Annotated in this window: 15 protein-coding genes; 8 read left to right on the forward strand and 7 right to left on the reverse strand. The window is 61.1% G+C overall.

The features are described from left to right. The first annotated feature begins 117 nt into the window (after window positions 1–117). Complete coding sequence (locus ACYVHT_RS02585) at window positions 118–2,271, forward strand: histidine kinase dimerization/phosphoacceptor domain -containing protein (RefSeq protein ID WP_460547626.1); 2,154 nt, start codon at window positions 118–120, stop codon at window positions 2,269–2,271. A 9-nt stretch (window positions 2,272–2,280) separates the two neighbouring features. Here ACYVHT_RS02585 and ACYVHT_RS02590 read toward each other — a convergent pair whose 3' ends face one another. Further along, window positions 2,281–4,767, reverse strand: a complete 2,487-nt coding sequence (locus ACYVHT_RS02590; protein WP_460547628.1) for a sigma 54-interacting transcriptional regulator — start codon at window positions 4,765–4,767, stop codon at window positions 2,281–2,283. A gap of 309 nt (window positions 4,768–5,076) precedes the next feature. Here ACYVHT_RS02590 and ACYVHT_RS02595 point away from each other — a divergent pair, with 309 nt between their 5' ends. The 7 genes from ACYVHT_RS02595 (at window position 5,077) to ACYVHT_RS02625 (ending at window position 10,898) form a co-directional block, all read left to right on the forward strand. After that, complete coding sequence (locus tag ACYVHT_RS02595) at window positions 5,077–5,682, forward strand: Crp/Fnr family transcriptional regulator (protein WP_460547630.1); 606 nt, start codon at window positions 5,077–5,079, stop codon at window positions 5,680–5,682. A gap of 70 nt (window positions 5,683–5,752) precedes the next feature. Next, window positions 5,753–6,361 carry a Crp/Fnr family transcriptional regulator gene (locus tag ACYVHT_RS02600; protein ID WP_460547632.1) on the forward strand — a complete coding sequence of 203 codons (609 nt, stop codon included), beginning with the start codon at window positions 5,753–5,755 and terminating at the stop codon, window positions 6,359–6,361. 135 nt (window positions 6,362–6,496) lie between these two features. Then, window positions 6,497–7,414, forward strand: a complete 918-nt coding sequence (locus ACYVHT_RS02605; protein ID WP_460547634.1) for a pirin family protein — start codon at window positions 6,497–6,499, stop codon at window positions 7,412–7,414. A 386-nt stretch (window positions 7,415–7,800) separates the two neighbouring features. After that, entirely contained in the window at window positions 7,801–8,157 is a 357-nt protein-coding gene (locus ACYVHT_RS02610; protein ID WP_460547636.1) for a DUF305 domain-containing protein, read from the forward strand. A gap of 24 nt (window positions 8,158–8,181) precedes the next feature. Beyond that, a complete protein-coding gene (locus ACYVHT_RS02615) occupies window positions 8,182–9,588 on the forward strand; it encodes a YncE family protein (RefSeq protein WP_460547638.1) in 1,407 nt (468 codons plus the stop codon). Between the two features lie 107 nt (window positions 9,589–9,695). Then, window positions 9,696–10,037 carry a hypothetical protein gene (locus ACYVHT_RS02620; RefSeq protein WP_460547640.1) on the forward strand — a complete coding sequence of 114 codons (342 nt, stop codon included), beginning with the start codon at window positions 9,696–9,698 and terminating at the stop codon, window positions 10,035–10,037. A 39-nt stretch (window positions 10,038–10,076) separates the two neighbouring features. Further along, on the forward strand, window positions 10,077–10,898 hold the full coding sequence (locus ACYVHT_RS02625) for an alpha/beta fold hydrolase (protein WP_460547642.1): 822 nt from the start codon (window positions 10,077–10,079) through the stop codon (window positions 10,896–10,898). Between the two features lie 356 nt (window positions 10,899–11,254). On the opposite strand, the gene ACYVHT_RS02630 is transcribed toward ACYVHT_RS02625, so the two are convergent. The 6 genes from ACYVHT_RS02630 to ACYVHT_RS02655 all read right to left on the reverse strand — a co-directional run bounded on the left by ACYVHT_RS02630 (window position 11,255) and on the right by ACYVHT_RS02655 (window position 15,476). Beyond that, entirely contained in the window at window positions 11,255–11,410 is a 156-nt protein-coding gene (locus tag ACYVHT_RS02630) for a transposase (RefSeq protein WP_460547644.1), read from the reverse strand. A gap of 96 nt (window positions 11,411–11,506) precedes the next feature. Continuing rightward, the gene (locus tag ACYVHT_RS02635) at window positions 11,507–12,046 is read right to left on the reverse strand and encodes a carbonic anhydrase (protein ID WP_460547646.1); all 540 of its coding nucleotides are present in this window, start codon (window positions 12,044–12,046) and stop codon (window positions 11,507–11,509) included. Between the two features lie 195 nt (window positions 12,047–12,241). Then, complete coding sequence (locus ACYVHT_RS02640) at window positions 12,242–13,252, reverse strand: type I glyceraldehyde-3-phosphate dehydrogenase (protein ID WP_460547648.1); 1,011 nt, start codon at window positions 13,250–13,252, stop codon at window positions 12,242–12,244. Between the two features lie 91 nt (window positions 13,253–13,343). Next, window positions 13,344–14,051 carry a hypothetical protein gene (locus ACYVHT_RS02645; RefSeq protein ID WP_460547650.1) on the reverse strand — a complete coding sequence of 236 codons (708 nt, stop codon included), beginning with the start codon at window positions 14,049–14,051 and terminating at the stop codon, window positions 13,344–13,346. Window positions 14,052–14,137: 86 nt separating this feature from the next. Continuing rightward, complete coding sequence (locus tag ACYVHT_RS02650; protein WP_460547652.1) at window positions 14,138–14,575, reverse strand: hypothetical protein; 438 nt, start codon at window positions 14,573–14,575, stop codon at window positions 14,138–14,140. A gap of 85 nt (window positions 14,576–14,660) precedes the next feature. After that, a complete protein-coding gene (locus tag ACYVHT_RS02655; protein ID WP_460547655.1) occupies window positions 14,661–15,476 on the reverse strand; it encodes an alpha/beta fold hydrolase in 816 nt (271 codons plus the stop codon). Window positions 15,477–15,799: the final 323 nt, after the last annotated feature.

Consider the following 15,799-nt stretch of genomic DNA (forward strand, 5'->3'; position numbering starts at 1 on the left):
GCCGAGCCTTTGCACCCGCTATTGAACAAGGCGCAGGCGGACAGCTTAAAAGCCAGGCTCGCAGCCACGCCAGCCGGCCCGGCCCGCGTAGGCCTGCTGCTCCGATTAGGCAACGACTTGATTGCCAAAACAAGCGCCGCCGGCGCGCTGGCCGACAGCGCGGCTGCCGTTGTGCAGCAGGCCCAGGCGCTAAGCCGCACGCTGCACTTCACGGATGGTGAGCTGGCCAGCCGCTACAGCACTGGTTGGCTGCTTTGCAATACGGGCCAACCGGCGGCTGGCCAGAAAGCCATTCAGGAGGCGCTGGACCACAGCCGTCGGCTGCACAATGCCAGCCAGGAGGCGCTCGGCTGGTACTACTTAGGCCTTACTACGGCTAGTGCGCCTGCAACGATGGCTACCCGCCTGAGCTATTTCGAGCAGGCCGCCCGCTGCTACGGGCAGCTGCACGACCTGATACGACAAGCCTACTGCCTGAAAGAAGTAGCAGAAATACATTATAACCAAGGCAAGTACCTGCCGGCCTGTCAAGAGCTGCTGCAAGTCGAAGCGCTCTACCGCCGCAGCGGCACCCAAAAGCTGCACTATACTTTCGAGCTGCTAGGGGCAGCTTACACTGCCCTGGGCAGTTATAAAAAAGCGCTCCAATACCAGCTGGCAGCCATCCAGAATATTAAGGCAACGCGCGATACTACCGCGCAACAGCTGGCTTATGCCTACGACCAAACGGCCATCACGTACCAGCAGCTGAATCAGCGGGAGAAGGCTATTGTGTATTTCCGGCTGGCTTTGCGGCAAGCGGAGCAGGAACACCAACATGATGTTGTGCGTCAACTAGTGGGGGCCATTGCGCAAAACCTCGTTTACCTGGGGCGTCCGCAGCAGGCCCTCAACCAGCTTTTGCGGGTGCAACGAGACTTCCCGCCGACGACAGTAGCGGACAGCGTAGTGATAGGCCAGGGACTGGCGCGGGGCTACCTGGCCACCCGGCAGTATAAGCTGGCGGCTACCAGCTGCCAGCTGCTCAAACGGCAAGTAGAAAAACTGCCCAACGACGACAGCCACCGGCTGGGCCCGTATCTGGTGCTGGGCAAATTTTACGTAACGACGCACCAATATGCCAGTGCGCGGCACTACGTCAGCAAAGCATTGGCCTTATGTGAGCGTATAAACGCCAGAAACAGCCTGGCAGGCAGCTACCTGCTGCTGTTCAAAGTAGATTCGGCGCAGGGCCGCTTGCGGGAAGCCATCGTGGACTTTCAACGCTACAAAGCTGTGCAGGATGCCATTTTTAATGAGCAGAACAGCAAGGAGGTAGCGGGCTTGCAAATTGAGTACGACACCCGCGCAAAGGAGCAGAATATTGCCCTCCTCACCAAGCGCAACCAGATGCAGCGCATGACCATCCGGCAGCGCGAGTATCAGCGCAATGCCTTTTTCGTCGGGGCGGTGCTGCTCGTGCTCGTGCTGGGCCTGGGCTATAACCGCTACCGGCTTAGGCAGCGCAGCAACCGGCTGCTGGAAGAAAAGCAGCTACTGCTGGAAGCCCAGCAAGCCGAAATCAGTCAAAAAAACCAGTCCTTGGAGCAGGTGGTGAGCGAGAAAGACCAGCTGCTGGACGAGCGGCAGTTGCTGCTGCTGGAGAAAGACTGGATGCTCAAGGAAATTCATCACCGGGTAAAAAACAACCTGCAGGTGGTAAGCAGTTTGCTCGCTACGCAGTCGCGCCACTTGCACGACCCGCAGGCCCAGGCCGCCATCCGCGAAAGCGAAAACCGGGTGCAGGTAATGGCCATTCTGCATCAGAAACTCTACCAGGCCGATAGCATCGCCCGCGTAAACATGGCCGAGTATGGGCGTGAGATAGTCACGTATCTGCTCCAGTCCTTCGACCACTTCCACGCGGTACAAACGAAGCTGGACCTGGCTGCCGTTGAGCTCGACGCCACGCTGGCCACTCCCCTGGGGCTCATCATCAACGAGGCCGTGACCAATGCGCTCAAGTACGCCTTCCCATCGCCCCGTCGGGGCACCATTACCGTCAGCCTGATATGCCGGGCTCCGCAACAGTACCAGCTTACCATTGCCGACGACGGCGTGGGCCTGCCGCCGGGCTTCGACCTGAAGCGCAGCCGGAGCCTGGGCATGGTCATTATGAAAGGCCTGAGCCGCCAGCTTGACGGCGAGCTGGCGGTGAGCACGGCCGCCGGGGTGCACCTCACCTTGCAGTTTGCCACCACCAAAAAGCCGGCTTATTCCGAAGCCGGGTAGGCCCGTATTTTACCCGGCGCGGCTTTCCTTGCGCGAGGCGATGCCCAGCTTTTTCATGCGGGCTTCCAGCGTGGTGGCCTTCACGCCCAGCAGCCCGGCCGCGCCGCGCGGCCCCCGGATGCGGTAGTTGGTCTGGGCCAGCGCGGCCAGAATGGTTTCGCGCATAGTATCCTGCATGGGCTTCACCTCGGGGCGCGCCGGCGCGCCGGCGACCAGTGGCGCGGCCAGCTGCAAGGTGGGCGGCGCCGAGAGAATAGCGGCCCGCTCCAATACATTTTCCAGCTCCCGGATATTGCCCGGCCACGGGTACTGCTGTAGTTGCTGCAAGGCGGCGTTGGCAATGCTGGTAAATGGCTTTGCCAGCTTCTTACTCAGCTTGTGCAGCATGTGGGTGGCCAGCGGCAGAATGTCGTCGGGCCGCGTGCGGAGCGGGGGCAGCGTCAGCGGGAAAACGTTGAGCCGGTAGTACAAGTCAGCACGAAACCGGCCGGCGGCTACCTCCTCCGCCAGCTCGCGGTTGGTGGCGGCCACCACGCGCACATCTACTGCAATTGGCCCTTTACCGCCCAGGCGCTCAATTTCTTTCTCCTGGAGCACGCGCAGCAGCTTGGCTTGCAGCTCCAGCGGCAACTCCCCTATTTCGTCCAGGAAAATGGTGCTGCCGTGCGCCAGCTCGAACTTGCCCACGCGCCGCTCGGTGGCGCCCGTGAAGCTGCCCCGCTCGTGCCCAAACAGCTCCGATTCCATGAGCTGCGGTGGCAGGGCGGCGCAGTTCACCTTCACCATCGTGCGGGCCTGGCGGCCCGAGCGGCTGTGTACGGCCCGGGCAATTAATTCCTTGCCCGTGCCGGTTTCGCCCAGCAGCAGCACGGTGGCATCGGTGGGCGCTACCTGGGCCACCCCCCGCAGCACCGCCAGCAAGGCCGGGCTAGTGCCAATGATTTCCTCGAAGTTATGGTTGACTTTAATCTCCTCGCTCAGGTAGGTTTTTTCCAGCTCCAGCTGCTCGCTCAGGCGGCGAATACGCTCGTAGGCGAGCAGGTTTTCCAGTGCTAACGCGAGTTGGCTGGCCAGCTCCTGTAGTAGCGCCAAGTCCTTGTTGGTAAAGGCGTAAGCGGCCTTGCTGGCCACCACGAGCACGGCCACCGGCTGGTCTTTCAGGGCAATGGGCACGTACATAGAGGATTTGAGGTGGAGCAAGTCGCGGTAGTAGCGCGTCACGGAGTTAAACTCACCAGCCTGGGCCGCGTCTTCGCCCACGTTCAGGGTTGGTTGCAGCAGGTGAGGCTCCAGCAGGGCCACGGCTTGCTCCCGCTCGGCCAGGCTTTCGGGCAGCGGCATTTCGGCCAGGGGCAGCAGCCGAAACCGCCCGTCTTGCCGGCCCACGGTGGCATCCATCACGTTGGTAGTGCCCAGCACGCGCCCCACCCGGTAAAAGCTAAGCAAATCGAGCGGTAGCAGCTCACTTATGGCCTCGGCAACCTGCGGGGCAATAGCAGCCATGTCGCGGCCGTTGCGAAAGGCGCTGGCCACGGCCAGCTCGGCGGCTTTGGAACGCCGACGGGCTTCTATCTCCTCGTAGGCCAGGAGGTTATCCAGGGCTAAGGCTATCTGCGGGATAACCAGGCTAATGGCAGCATAAGCATCCGTTGTGAAGTCAGCCGCCGCCGTGGTGCCTAGTTGCAGACTGATAAACGAGCGCTGCTTTAGTGCTACCGGGAACAGTGCCATCGCCGCCAGGTCAAATGAGCGATGGGCCGCCTGCGCCAGGGGGTAGTTGCGGCATAATTCATCGAACGCGTTTCCCGTAAAAACGCCTTGCTGCTGGCTCAGGCGCGCCGATTGCAGCTGCTGGGGTGAGGAAGGCCCCAGCAACTCGGACAACGGCACCCGCACGAAGGTATCTGGCGCAGTTTTGCGCAGCATTACCCAATACGTAGCATTTTCTTCGGGCAGGCTGATGCTCAGGTTGAGCACCTCGAACGGCACGAACTGATTGAGCTGCGTGGCAATGGCGCGGCAGAGCTGCTCGCGGTCGTGCAGCGTGATAATGGCGGCATTAACTGCCATCTGGGCCTGCTGCTGCTGCCGGAGCTGGGCCTCCTGGCTGTGGGCGTGGCGGTAGCGGGCTATTTCGAGGGCCGCCAGCACGTCGCGCTCGCGGAAGGGCTTGTTCAGAAAGCCAAAGGGCTCGGTCACTTTCGCGGCTTCCAGCACATCATCGGTCAGGTTGGCCGACAAAAACACGAAGGGAATACGCTGCTCCTTCAGCCAGTGCGCCAGGTCGATGCCGGTTTCGGTGCCTTTCAAAAAGATATCCAGCAGCACCACGGTGGGCCGCCTCTCCGCCACCAGGGCCCGGGCCTCGGCTCCCGACTCGGCCAGGCCCAGCACCTCATAGCCGGCCGCTTCCAGAATGTCGCCCAAGTCATTGGCAATCAAAAACTCATCTTCCACCACAAGGACGAGAGCAGCATTTTCGGCGGATGCGAGCATAGTAAGCGCAGTAACGGAATGCAAAGCTGGCAAGAGCCCAAGGTTTATCCAAAAAAAACTCCAATATGTTGGATAATCCAACCTGGTATGGATTTTTAGAGTGTTCTGGATACTGCGCCTAAAGCTAATTAAATTTCTGTCTAACAACATATTACACAAAACAAAAACACGCTTCGAGAGGCGTGGCACCCATTTGGCAACTATTGGAGCAGCCGGGCAGTAGGCGCGCCGTTTTGCCTCATTTCAGAAGCAGGGGCCGCAGCTGCACGCGCTACCATTGCCTTCGCTGCACGGCTATTTCCTACTCCTATGCAAGCCCTCCGCACCTACATCGACCAGCAAACCCGCGCCACTATTTCTGATGCCGATTTTGCACTGGTTGCGGCCGAGCTGCTGCCCTATAAGCTCCACAAAAAGCAGTGCCTGCTGCGCGCTGGCGAGGTTTGTCAGTATTACGCTTTCGTGGTGCAGGGCGCGCTCAGCTTCTATACGGTTGATGCGAAAGGCGCCCGGCACGTCCACGTGCTGGGGGTGGAAAACCGGTGGCTGGGCGACCGGGAAAGCTGGTCGCAGCTCACGCCTTCCCGCTACTACCTGGAGGCCGTGGAAGATTCGCAGCTCCTGCTCATCACCTGCCCGCAGGCGCAGGCACTTGTGCGGCAGGTGCCGCTGGTAGCCGAGCTGGTGCGCATTCAGGACGAGCAAAATGCCGCCGAAACCCAGAAGCGCCTGCACGCGGCCATTTCCTACACGGCCGAGGAGCGGTACCACGCCTTCGCCGCCGAACACCCCGACTATTTACAGCGGTTTTCCCAGCTCATGATTGCCTCTTACCTGGGCATTTCGCCCGAAACCCTGAGCCGCATCCGGGCCAGGCCGGCGCTCAAATCCGCCACCGAAGCGACCAATTCTTAGGTGGATTTCTTCGGCCAGGCTATTGGTCACCCGCCACTTACTTCCCGCGCTCCCCCCCTCACCTTATGCTATGCAAACCCTGCGCACGTACCTCGATGCCTACATCGCCCCGCCCCTCAGTAATGCCGATTTTGCCATCGTTTGCGCCGCTTTCACCCCAAAGCGTTTACGAAAGAAGGAGTTTCTGCTGCGTGCCGGGGAGATTTGCAAATGCATGGCCTTTGTGCTGCGCGGGGCGCTGCGCCTGTACAGCGTAGATGGCAAAGGCACCGAGCACATGCTCAGCATTGGCGTCGAAAACTGGTGGGTGAGCGACCGGGAAAGCTGCGTACTGCTGACGCCCTCGGCCTATTGCATTGATGCGCTGGAAGACAGTGATTTGCTGCTGATAACGCACGCCCAGCTACAAGCGCTTACCCGCGCTGTACCTGCCATTGCCGGCCTGATGCGGGACCTGAACCATCGCCACCACATTGCCACGCAAAAGCGGCTGTACGCGGCCATTTCCTGCACGGCAGCGGAGCGCTACACGGCGTTTGCAGCGCGGCACCCCGACTACCTGCACCGGTTTCCGCACCACCTGATTGCCTCCTACCTGGGCATGCTGCCCGAAACGCTGAGCCGCATCCGGACCAGGCTGCTGAAACATCAGGTTCAGGTAGATAGGGTATTTGTTTAGCAGGCGTCTCTCCTGCGCCGCTGGAGTTAACGATGGCACTTCGCTTTCTTGATAAAAATCAAGAATGGCCGCCTTCTGGGTTTGTCACTTTTGCAACCGCAGCGCCGCCAGCCGCTGCCAGCTCGCACACACGCTATGACCAAGTCAATCACCGCGCAGGTTGGAGGCACCAATGCCAAAGCGGGCAGCTTCCTCGTCAATCGACTGCTGCCCAGCCGGATGGTGGCCGCCGTGGGGCCGTTTGTGTTGCTGGACCACCTGTACCCCACGCGGTTTGAATGCCAGACGCCGAAGACGCCCAGCGGCGAAACGGCACACCCGCACCGGGGCCTCGCCACGTTTACCTACGTGCTGAGCGGCGTGCTGGAGCACTACGACAGCCGCGGCCACCACGGCGTAGCGGCGGCCGGTGGGGCCCATTGGCTGAAAGCGGGCGCGGGCGTGCTGCACGACGAAACTCCCGGCCTGAGCTTTTTGGCCACGGGCGGCGTGTTGCACGCCCTGCAATTCTGGATAAACCTACCGGACCGGCACAAAGCAGATGCCCCCGCCTACCTGGCGCTAAAGCCCACGGCCATTCCCGAAGTGTTGCTGCCGGATGCCGCGGGCAGCCTGCGCGTGCTGCTGGGGGTCCTGGGCGATGCTGCCTCGCCGGTGCCCACCAGCAGCCCGCAGTTTCTCTATCACCTGCAACTTAGTCCGAAAGCAACGTTCACCCTGGCCACCAAAGTTGGCCTGGACTACGCCGCCTTCGTGCCCGCCGAGCCGGTACGGGTCAACGGCCAGCTGCATAGCCAGAGCGAGCTGCTGCTGTTTGGGTCGGAAATAGGGGACATTACCTTCACCAACCCCAGCATCACGCCGACGAGTATCCTGCTCTTTGGAGGCGAGCCAGTGACCGAGCCCACGGTCATGCAGGGGCCTTTTGTGATGAGCAGCCACGCAGAAATAGCCACGGCCTACGAAGATTTTTTCGCCGGTGCCTACGGGCAGATTCACTACGAAGCAGTGGCGCCGCCCCAGGACCTGTCGGCCTGCATCACCATGCTTTGAGATAAGCACCGCTGGGTTGGTTCGGGCAGTCTGCGGCAATTCTTGATGTTTGTCAATGTTCGGCCGGAGAAGTGACGGGCACCTTTGCGCTGGATAAATAAGCGAGCTATTGGGTAAGACAGGTTCCCTACCACTGCGCTGGTGCAGTGAATGTGGCCTCCTGCCCCACCGCTTTTGTGCCACCCTGGCCAGGTGGCTGGCCAATAGGCTGATGCGACTTTCGCTCCCCCACAATTATTTGCAGCAACCTGCTCATGAAAAGCTATTTAAAGACGTTGGTTTTCTGGGTGCTCGTGGTCATTGCGTCGGCAGCCCACGCTCAAACTCATACCTCACATAGTCCGGCCGCGACGAAAAGCCCCACGCCGCCCCACGCCGCACATACCATGACCGCAATGGCCGGGATGGACATGGCTCCGGCCGCCTTAGCGCCTGGCTCCCCGGCCGCGACCTTTCACCAGCAGATGGATTCGGTGATGGTGGTGATGGACCACGGCATGCAGCAGATTGGCGGCGTGTCGCCCGCTGACCTCGACGCCAGCTTTGCGGCCATGATGGTGCCCCACCACCAGGGGGCCGTGGACATGGCGCGCCTGCAGCTGCTCTACGGCAAGGACCCGGAGCTGCGCCGGCTGGCCCAAAGCATCATCGCCGAGCAGCAAATCGAGATTCAGCAGATGAACGCCTGGCTGCGGAAGCATCAGGCGGCAACTGCTACTGCGCCGGCTGCCGAGCAACCCTAGCTTTTACATTCCTCTGCTTTTACTATGAAATACTTGCTTTTAGCGCCGCTGCTAGCGGGGGCGCTGCCGGGCTTCGCGCAGGCCGTGAGCCACCGCGACCGGGTATACACCGCCGACCAGATTTCCAATACCGTCTCGGTTATCGACCCGGTCGACAACAAGCTGCTGGGCCAGATTATCTTAGGCAAGCCGCAGCCCGATATTCTGACGCCGCTTTACCGGGGGCAGGCGCTGGTGCACGGCCTGGGCTTTGCGCCCGACCACCGGACGCTGGCCGTGGTATCCATTGGCTCCAACAACGTAACCTTCATCGACCCGGCCACCAATGCCATCAAAGGCAGTGTGTACGTGGGCCGCGCTCCGCACGAGCCCACCTTTCGGCCCGACGGCAAAGAAGTGTGGGTGACGGTGCGCGGCGAAGATTACGTGTCGGTTATCGACGTGGCCACGATGCGCGAAACCCGCCGCGTGCAGGTGGCCAACGGGCCGGGCATGGTCGCCTTCAGCCCCGATAGCAAGCTGGCTTTCGTGTGTTCCAGCTTCTCGCCCGAGCTGGCGGTGGTGGATACCAAGACGTATCAAATAGTCAAGCGGATTCCGGTTGTCAGTCCGTTTTCGCCCAACATCTTCGCCACCAAAGACGGCCAGCAAGTCTGGTTCACGCACAAGGACGTGGGCAAGGTGTCGGTGCTCGATGTGAAGGAGCAGCGCATCGTGGGTGTGCTCGATACCGGGCCGATTACCAACCACGTCACTACTCTGGAAACCAAGCTGGGCAAAGTGGCCTACGTGAGCGTGGGCGGCGAAGACGTGGTGAAAGTGTATTCCCGCGAGCCGGGCTTTAAGGAGCTGGCCACCATCAAAGTGGGGGCGCTGCCGCACGGCATTTGGGGCGCGGGCGATGCCAGCCGCGTGTACGTGAACCTGGAAAACGGCGACTCGGTGGTAGCCATCAACACGGCCACCAACCGGGTAATCGGTAAAATGAAGGCCGGCCAGGCCCCCATGGCACTGGTTTATATTCCGGAAGCGGTGCCATCGGGCGCTACGGGCCTCAGCAACCTGGGCCGCCAGCTGGTAGACCAGCCCGCTGTGGTGCGCGAGCTGAAGTCCGTCGGGGCCGGGGCGGCGGCCGGCTCGCTGGTGACGCGCTCGGAAGGGCTGGTCGACCTGGTTTCCTTTTCGCTGCTGCACTTGCAGCCAGACACGGAATACGACATCTACCTCAGCCGGGCCACCCAGGCCCCGTACTCCCGCGACTACGCCCTGCTCACGGTGCGCACCGATGCCAAAGGCGGCGCGATGGCCCAAACGCTTGGCCCCGTGCAGGCCGTGCCGAATGCCGACCTCAACAGCAACGCCAGGGCCTACCAACGTGTGGTGGTGGCGCCCAAATTGGCTGGCAGTGCCGCCGTGCTGGTGGGCGAGTAACGACCGGGTGATTGCGTTGATTTTTTGAAAATGACCTTATGCAACAGTTTCTGGATGTTTCGTACCGGAGCCAGGAGCATGTATTGGTAGCGCGCTGGGTGCAGCAAATGCGCACCAGTATCGACTTTGAAGCCGGCTACCGCTACTTGCTGCGGATGGCCCGGCAGCACGACTGCCCATTTTGGCTGCTTGACGTGCGGCGGTGCCCACCCAACTGCGCCCAGCAAGCGCAGTGGCTGCTCCACGAGTTCTGCCCACTGGTTGAACAGGCGTTTAATAATGTGTCTCCCATCTTCGGCGCTCACCTGGTGTTTCCTGCGCATTTAGCTCATTACACGGAAGTGGTATTGCCCATCCTGGCCCATCCAGCGAATAGCAGCTATCAGGTGGCTGCTTTTATCGACGAAGGCCCGACCATTAAATGGCTGCATAGCCAGCAGCCGGCCTAATCCATCCCCTCATTTCACCCTCAACTAATACTCTAAATCATGGCAAAAATCACCGTAAAAGACGGCACCGAAATCTACTACAAAGACTGGGGCTCCGGGCAGCCGCTGGTGTTCCACCACGGCTGGCCGCTGTCGAGCGACGACTGGGATACCCAGCTGATGTTCTTCCTGAACAAGGGCTACCGGGTGATTGCGGCCGACCGCCGCGGGCACGGCCGCTCGGCCCAAACCGCCACCGGCCACGACATGGACACCTACGTGGCCGACATCATCGAGCTGGCCGACCACCTCGACCTGAAGGATGCCATCCACATCGGCCATTCTACGGGCGGGGGCGTGGCCATCCGCGTGGCGGCCCGCTCGGCCAAGGGCCGCGTGGCCAAAGTGGTGCTCATCAGCGCCGTGACGCCGTTGATGCTGCAAACTCCCGCTAACCCCGACGGCGTGCCCATGTCGGTATTCGACGAAATCCGGGAGGGCACGGCTACCAACCGGGCGCAGTATTTCCAGGATTTTACCCTCCCGTTCTATGGCTACAACCGCGAAGGGGCCCAGGTGAAGCAGGGCATCCGCGACAACTGGTGGCGGCAGGGCATGATGGGCGGGGCCAACGCGCACTACCTCGGCATCAAGGCGTTCTCGGAAACCGATTTCACCGAGGACCTCCAAAGCGTGGACCTGCCGGTGCTGGTGCTGCACGGCGAGGACGACCAGATTGTGCCTTTCGCCATCAGCGGGGCCAAGTCCATCAAACTGCTCCAACACGGCCAGCTGATTTCGTATCCGGGCTTTCCGCACGGCATGCCCGCCACGGAAGCCGCGACCATCAATGCCGACCTGTTGGCCTTTATCCAGGCCTAGCGCGTTGTCCAGCCCTTTGACATAAGAACAGCTACCCTGCCGTCAGGGTAGCTGTTCTTATGTTGAGATGCTCTTGCCAGGGCATACGGCCAATTAGCCGCACCAGCGGAGGGTGGCAAAGAAAAAGCAGAATCCAAGAAAACTGGCGGCCGTTTTTTCGTAGCGGGTGGCCAGGCGGCGAAAGGCCCAGCCACACGGTCAGGTACAGTCAGCCGTCGCCCTGGCGGGGCAGGCACGTAATGTCGCTCACCCACACCCGGTTGGGGGCCGGCTGGCCCGGCAAGCGGTTGGGCGCGGCGCGCACGGCCGGGCCCGGTGGTGCGCGGCACGAACGAGCGGGGCTGTTGGGCCTTTTGTCAGCGGTAGAGCAGCTTGGGGCTGATGCCGAGTTGCCGGGCAGCTGCCTGGGTGCTGCGGCTTTCGCCGGCCAGGCGCAGGGCCTCGGTCTTGAACGCCTCGTCCTGTTTACGCCGTTTGTCGGGCGACGTCCCGCTGGTTTTTGCTTGCCACAACAGAAGAAAGATACGTCCCTCTTCTGCCCGTCACTCCCAGACTACCTCAGGTGCGCGCATGGTCGTAAAGGCTGAAAGAAAAAAAGGCCACTACCCTCACGCTAGGGGCCGCCGTCTCGTCGGAGGCACCACCGTCTCCACCCGGCCGGTTTTGACGTCATAGACGAGGCCCGAAATCATGAGGCCTTCCGGCAGCTGTTCGTTTGCCTGAATTGCACCAAGGTCAATAGCCACCGCTTCATGAGGATTCTCAATGGCAAGGTGCTCAAGCTCCGTGGTTTCAACCCCGAGGTACTGGGCAAGCAAGTCCGGAGCATGATGATAGCACCCAATGATGCCGCAGTCAGTGTGGTGAAGCAAGACCAGATTGCGCACGCCGTCAGGGCGGCCAGCGGCCGTCGCCACGACGCGAAGAATGGCGAGCGTCTCCAGCAACGACTTGTTGACCCGGCCACCAACATTTCGAATCACCGCCACTTCGCCTTGTTGCAACCCCAGCACATCGGCTGGGTCAACGCGTGGGTCAACGCAGCTGACGACCACCGTTCCGGTTGATGGTAACATCTTAAGGCCGGGCGCAAATTCCGACTCGGCGAAGGCGGCATTGCGCTCATGCATAATCTCATTGAAATCCATTTTCTTTATTGTATTAGGAGACAGGACCGCCCCGGTTAAACATTTGAAGGAGACATTCAGCAGGTTATGCGCGGATGAGCGCCCACCGCGAATGTTGAATGCAGCGTGTTGTTAAGCGAATAGAGTAAACCTCCGCCTACGGGTACCTCATTGCCAGGAAGTGGAATCAGCTGGCCTCCCCGGCGCCCACGCAGGCTAGAGGCGCGCCGCCAGGTAGGCCGCTACTTCGGCCAGACGGTTCGAGAAGCCCCATTCGTTGTCGTACCAGGCCGCCACCGACAAAAGGTTGCCTTCTTTGGCCGTCAGCGGCAGGTCGATGAGGCAGGAATGCGGGTCGCCCACGATGCGGGAGGAAGCCCACTCGTCTTCCAGCACGTCGATTACCCCGTGCAGGAAGTTTACCACGCCCTCCTGCGCAGCGGCGCGGAAAGCGTCGTTCACCTCCTGCACGGTGCAGTCCTTTTCGGTTACCAGGTTTAGCTCCGCGATGCTGCCGGTGCGGGTGGGAATGCGGTAGGCTTTGCCGGTTATTTGTAGGCCAGGCCAGATGAATTGCAGCGCCCGGGCCGCCCCCGACGAGGAAGGAATGATGTTCTCGGCGGCGGCCCAGGAATCGCGCCGGTCCTTCATCGGCTGGTCGGTCAGCGACTGGGTGTTGGTGTAGGAATGCAGGGTCGAGAACAGGCCGTACTGAATGCCGAAGTTTTCCAGAATGACCTTAATGGCCACGGCCAGCGCGTTGGTGGTGCAGCTGCCCATGCTCACAATGCGGTGCGCGGCCGGGTCAAAGGAATCGAGGTTGATGCCCTTGAGCAGCACGGCGTCGCAGTCGGCCAGGGTCTTGCTGGCCGTGCTCACCAGCACGCACTTGGCGCCCCGGTCGAGGTGCACCTGGGCCCCGGCGCGGGTGGTAGCCCGGCCCGTACAGTCCACCACCACCTCTGCCCCCAAAGCGGCCCAGTCCGGGACTTCTTTGGCCGAGTTGAGATAGGGAATTTTTCGCGCTCCAATCGTCAGTTGGTCAACGCTGCCCGCCACGGGCTCGTGCCAGCGGCCATAGTTGGTATCCACGGCAAAGAGCGCGGCCAGGGTGGCCTCCTCCCCGATGTCGGCGATGGCCACGGGCTCGAATAGGTCCTCGAGCAAGCCAACCCGTAGAAATTGCCGCCCAATGCGGCCGAATCCGTACAATGCAATACTGGCCATGATGCAAAAAGTAAGTTGGGTTACAAAGAATCGGTTGAGTCCCGGGCGGCAGCCAGTGGGCGGCAGCTAATGGGCTGGCAGGCGCCGCCGGCTACTGCGCCAGTGCTTGGTTAGTATTCAGCGGCTTGCCCGTTATGAGTTGCCGAATGGCGGCCAGATGCGCTAGGACGACCAGGGGCACGATGCAGGCCGGCAGCCACACGAAGGGGAAGTACAGCACGGCAATGTTGGGCTGGTCGAAGCCAAAATGCTGCAGGGGTCCGGGCACGGAGAGCAGGGCATTGACCAGAATGTTGAACACCAAGCCCAGGCACAGCAGGTTCCAGGCGAGCAAGGCGCCCCGACCCAGCAGCTGCCGCCGAAACACGAGGAAGTACAGCACCGGCGCGCTCAGCCCGGAAAAAATGTCCCAGTTGCGGCCTTCGAAGGTCATGAGCTTGGGTACGGCGTGGTGCAGGTACAGCACCAGCAGCCCTACTTCGACAAAAATGCGAACCGTGTGCAGCAGGGTGAGCTGGTCCAGCCGCAGGCCGTCGACGTACGCCCCCCCCCGGGCCGAGAGCATCAGACCGACGATGACCAGCACCGGCGGCAGCACGGCCAGCGCCAGGCGCGGCGGCGTGGAGCCGGGCGCAGCCGTGTAGAACCCGCTCAGCCCCAGGGCGGCTTGCAGCCCTAGCCAGGCCAGCAGCACGTAGAGCGTCGTGCGCGATTTGTTGGCGGCCCGGTAGAATTGCCAAACGGTGAACGCCGTGAGGAGCGGAAAAACAACGAACAGGGCGGTGGGTACGGTTTGCATGAGCGTGGTACGGTTGGTGTTCGACAAAGGAAGCGGGGCGCGTCAGCGCGTCTCTTGCCATAAGGCAAGAAATCAGCGGGGCTCCGCTACGCGGCGCGCTGGCCGATAAGCCATGCGTTAGCCGGCCCTTCGTCGATGAAGGCCGCCGCACGGTAGCAGGTTGTCAGCGGGTTGGAAAGCGCGGGCGCTACCGTATGCGCGTAGTGATGGAGGGAAGACGGAGCCACCAGGTAAGCGGCGTACACCAGTTGGTTGTTCGGGAAAACGGCATTGAGCATGGGACAGAACTCGTGGAGCACCCATTGGTCCTGTTCAACTGTGTTGCTGCCCCGCCGGCGCAAATCCAGGAGCCACTGCCAGCAATCGTGCTGCACCGCCACATCCAGCAGCGCAAAGTAGCTGGCCCGGAACAGCTCGTCGCTCGGCACCGGGCACAGCCAGCGGAAGACAATTATCCGCTCCTGGCTGCGGTACGAAATGCTGAGAAAAGACGGAAGCAGCGTGCGGACGGTAGCATTATCCATAGCAGGGAAAAGGGCTGCCTGAACGACAAGCGGCTGCTTGCCCACTCATAAGGTTGAGAAAAAAGCGCGGCGGGCAGCGTGGGCGCTATTTGATAATCGTCAGCAGCGTGCTCGTGACCTGGTCGGGGATGGCCAGGAACGGGCAATGACTGCTGTTGAGCTGGTAGGTATGCGAAACTCCGGCGGCCCGCACCATGCGTTTTTGCAGGTTGTAGCCCACCACGTGGTCTTGCAGCGTGTGGATGTAATACTTGTTCACCTTGCCGAAATTGGCCGCCGTCAGCACGGCAGGGTCCAGGAAGGGCAGCGTGGGCTCGGGACGGTAGTTGGTTACCAGCAGCTGCTGCACTGCGGCCGAACCATCCTGCAGGAAAAGCCCGGCCAGGTTGGGCGTCGGAATGCCCAGGGTGGGCGGGGCAATGGGCGGGATGATGTTGGCGCTCAGCTGCGAAGTGCTGTCGGTGTTGGCCAGGTCCAGCAGCGACTGTCCGTTGGCCGGCAGGAAGGCCCCGATGTAAACCAGTTTGTCAATCCGGTTGGGAATCTGCTCGGCAACCACCGAAATAACCATCCCCGCCAGGCTGTGGCCCACCAACACGACATTGCCGGGCAACGGATTAATGGCGGCCACTACTTTGTCGCGATACTTGCTAAGGGTTAGGGTGTTGGGGTCGGTCTGGTCAGCGCCGTGCCCCGGCAATTCCACCAGCACGACCTTCTGCCCCTGGTCTTCCAGCTGCTTCTTCACAAACTGCCAGGCGAACGGGGCTTGCCACGCCCCGTGCACCACGACAAACGTGGTGGGTGCGGGCGTAGCGGCCTCGTCGTCATCGGAACAGGCCGTAAGCCAGAACGTGCAGGCCAGGGCCAGGAGTAAACGGAGCATCAGGGGCTTTTTCATAGCAGTTCGAAGGGTTAGTGATAAGCGTGGGCCTGAATTCTGCTGGCCTGGGGGCTGAAAAGCCCCTGGTGAAAACGTCCACTCATTTCCCGACTCATAATCAGGAGCAGTCGGGTGTTTTGCCAGCGCATTCCCGGCGGGAAACACAACTGCAGTGCCACGAGCCAGGAATCATAAAAATGACCTTCACCCAGCCAAAATATTTTACACAATATTCTATTAATCAATACTATAAATAAAAATCAGTTACCGTTAGTTTTGATTTTCCGGCGAATAAGCGGGCTGGATATCTCCAGGATTTTCGGATAAATCCCATGGTGATT

The sequence above is a fragment of the Hymenobacter daeguensis genome, from assembly GCF_054780555.1.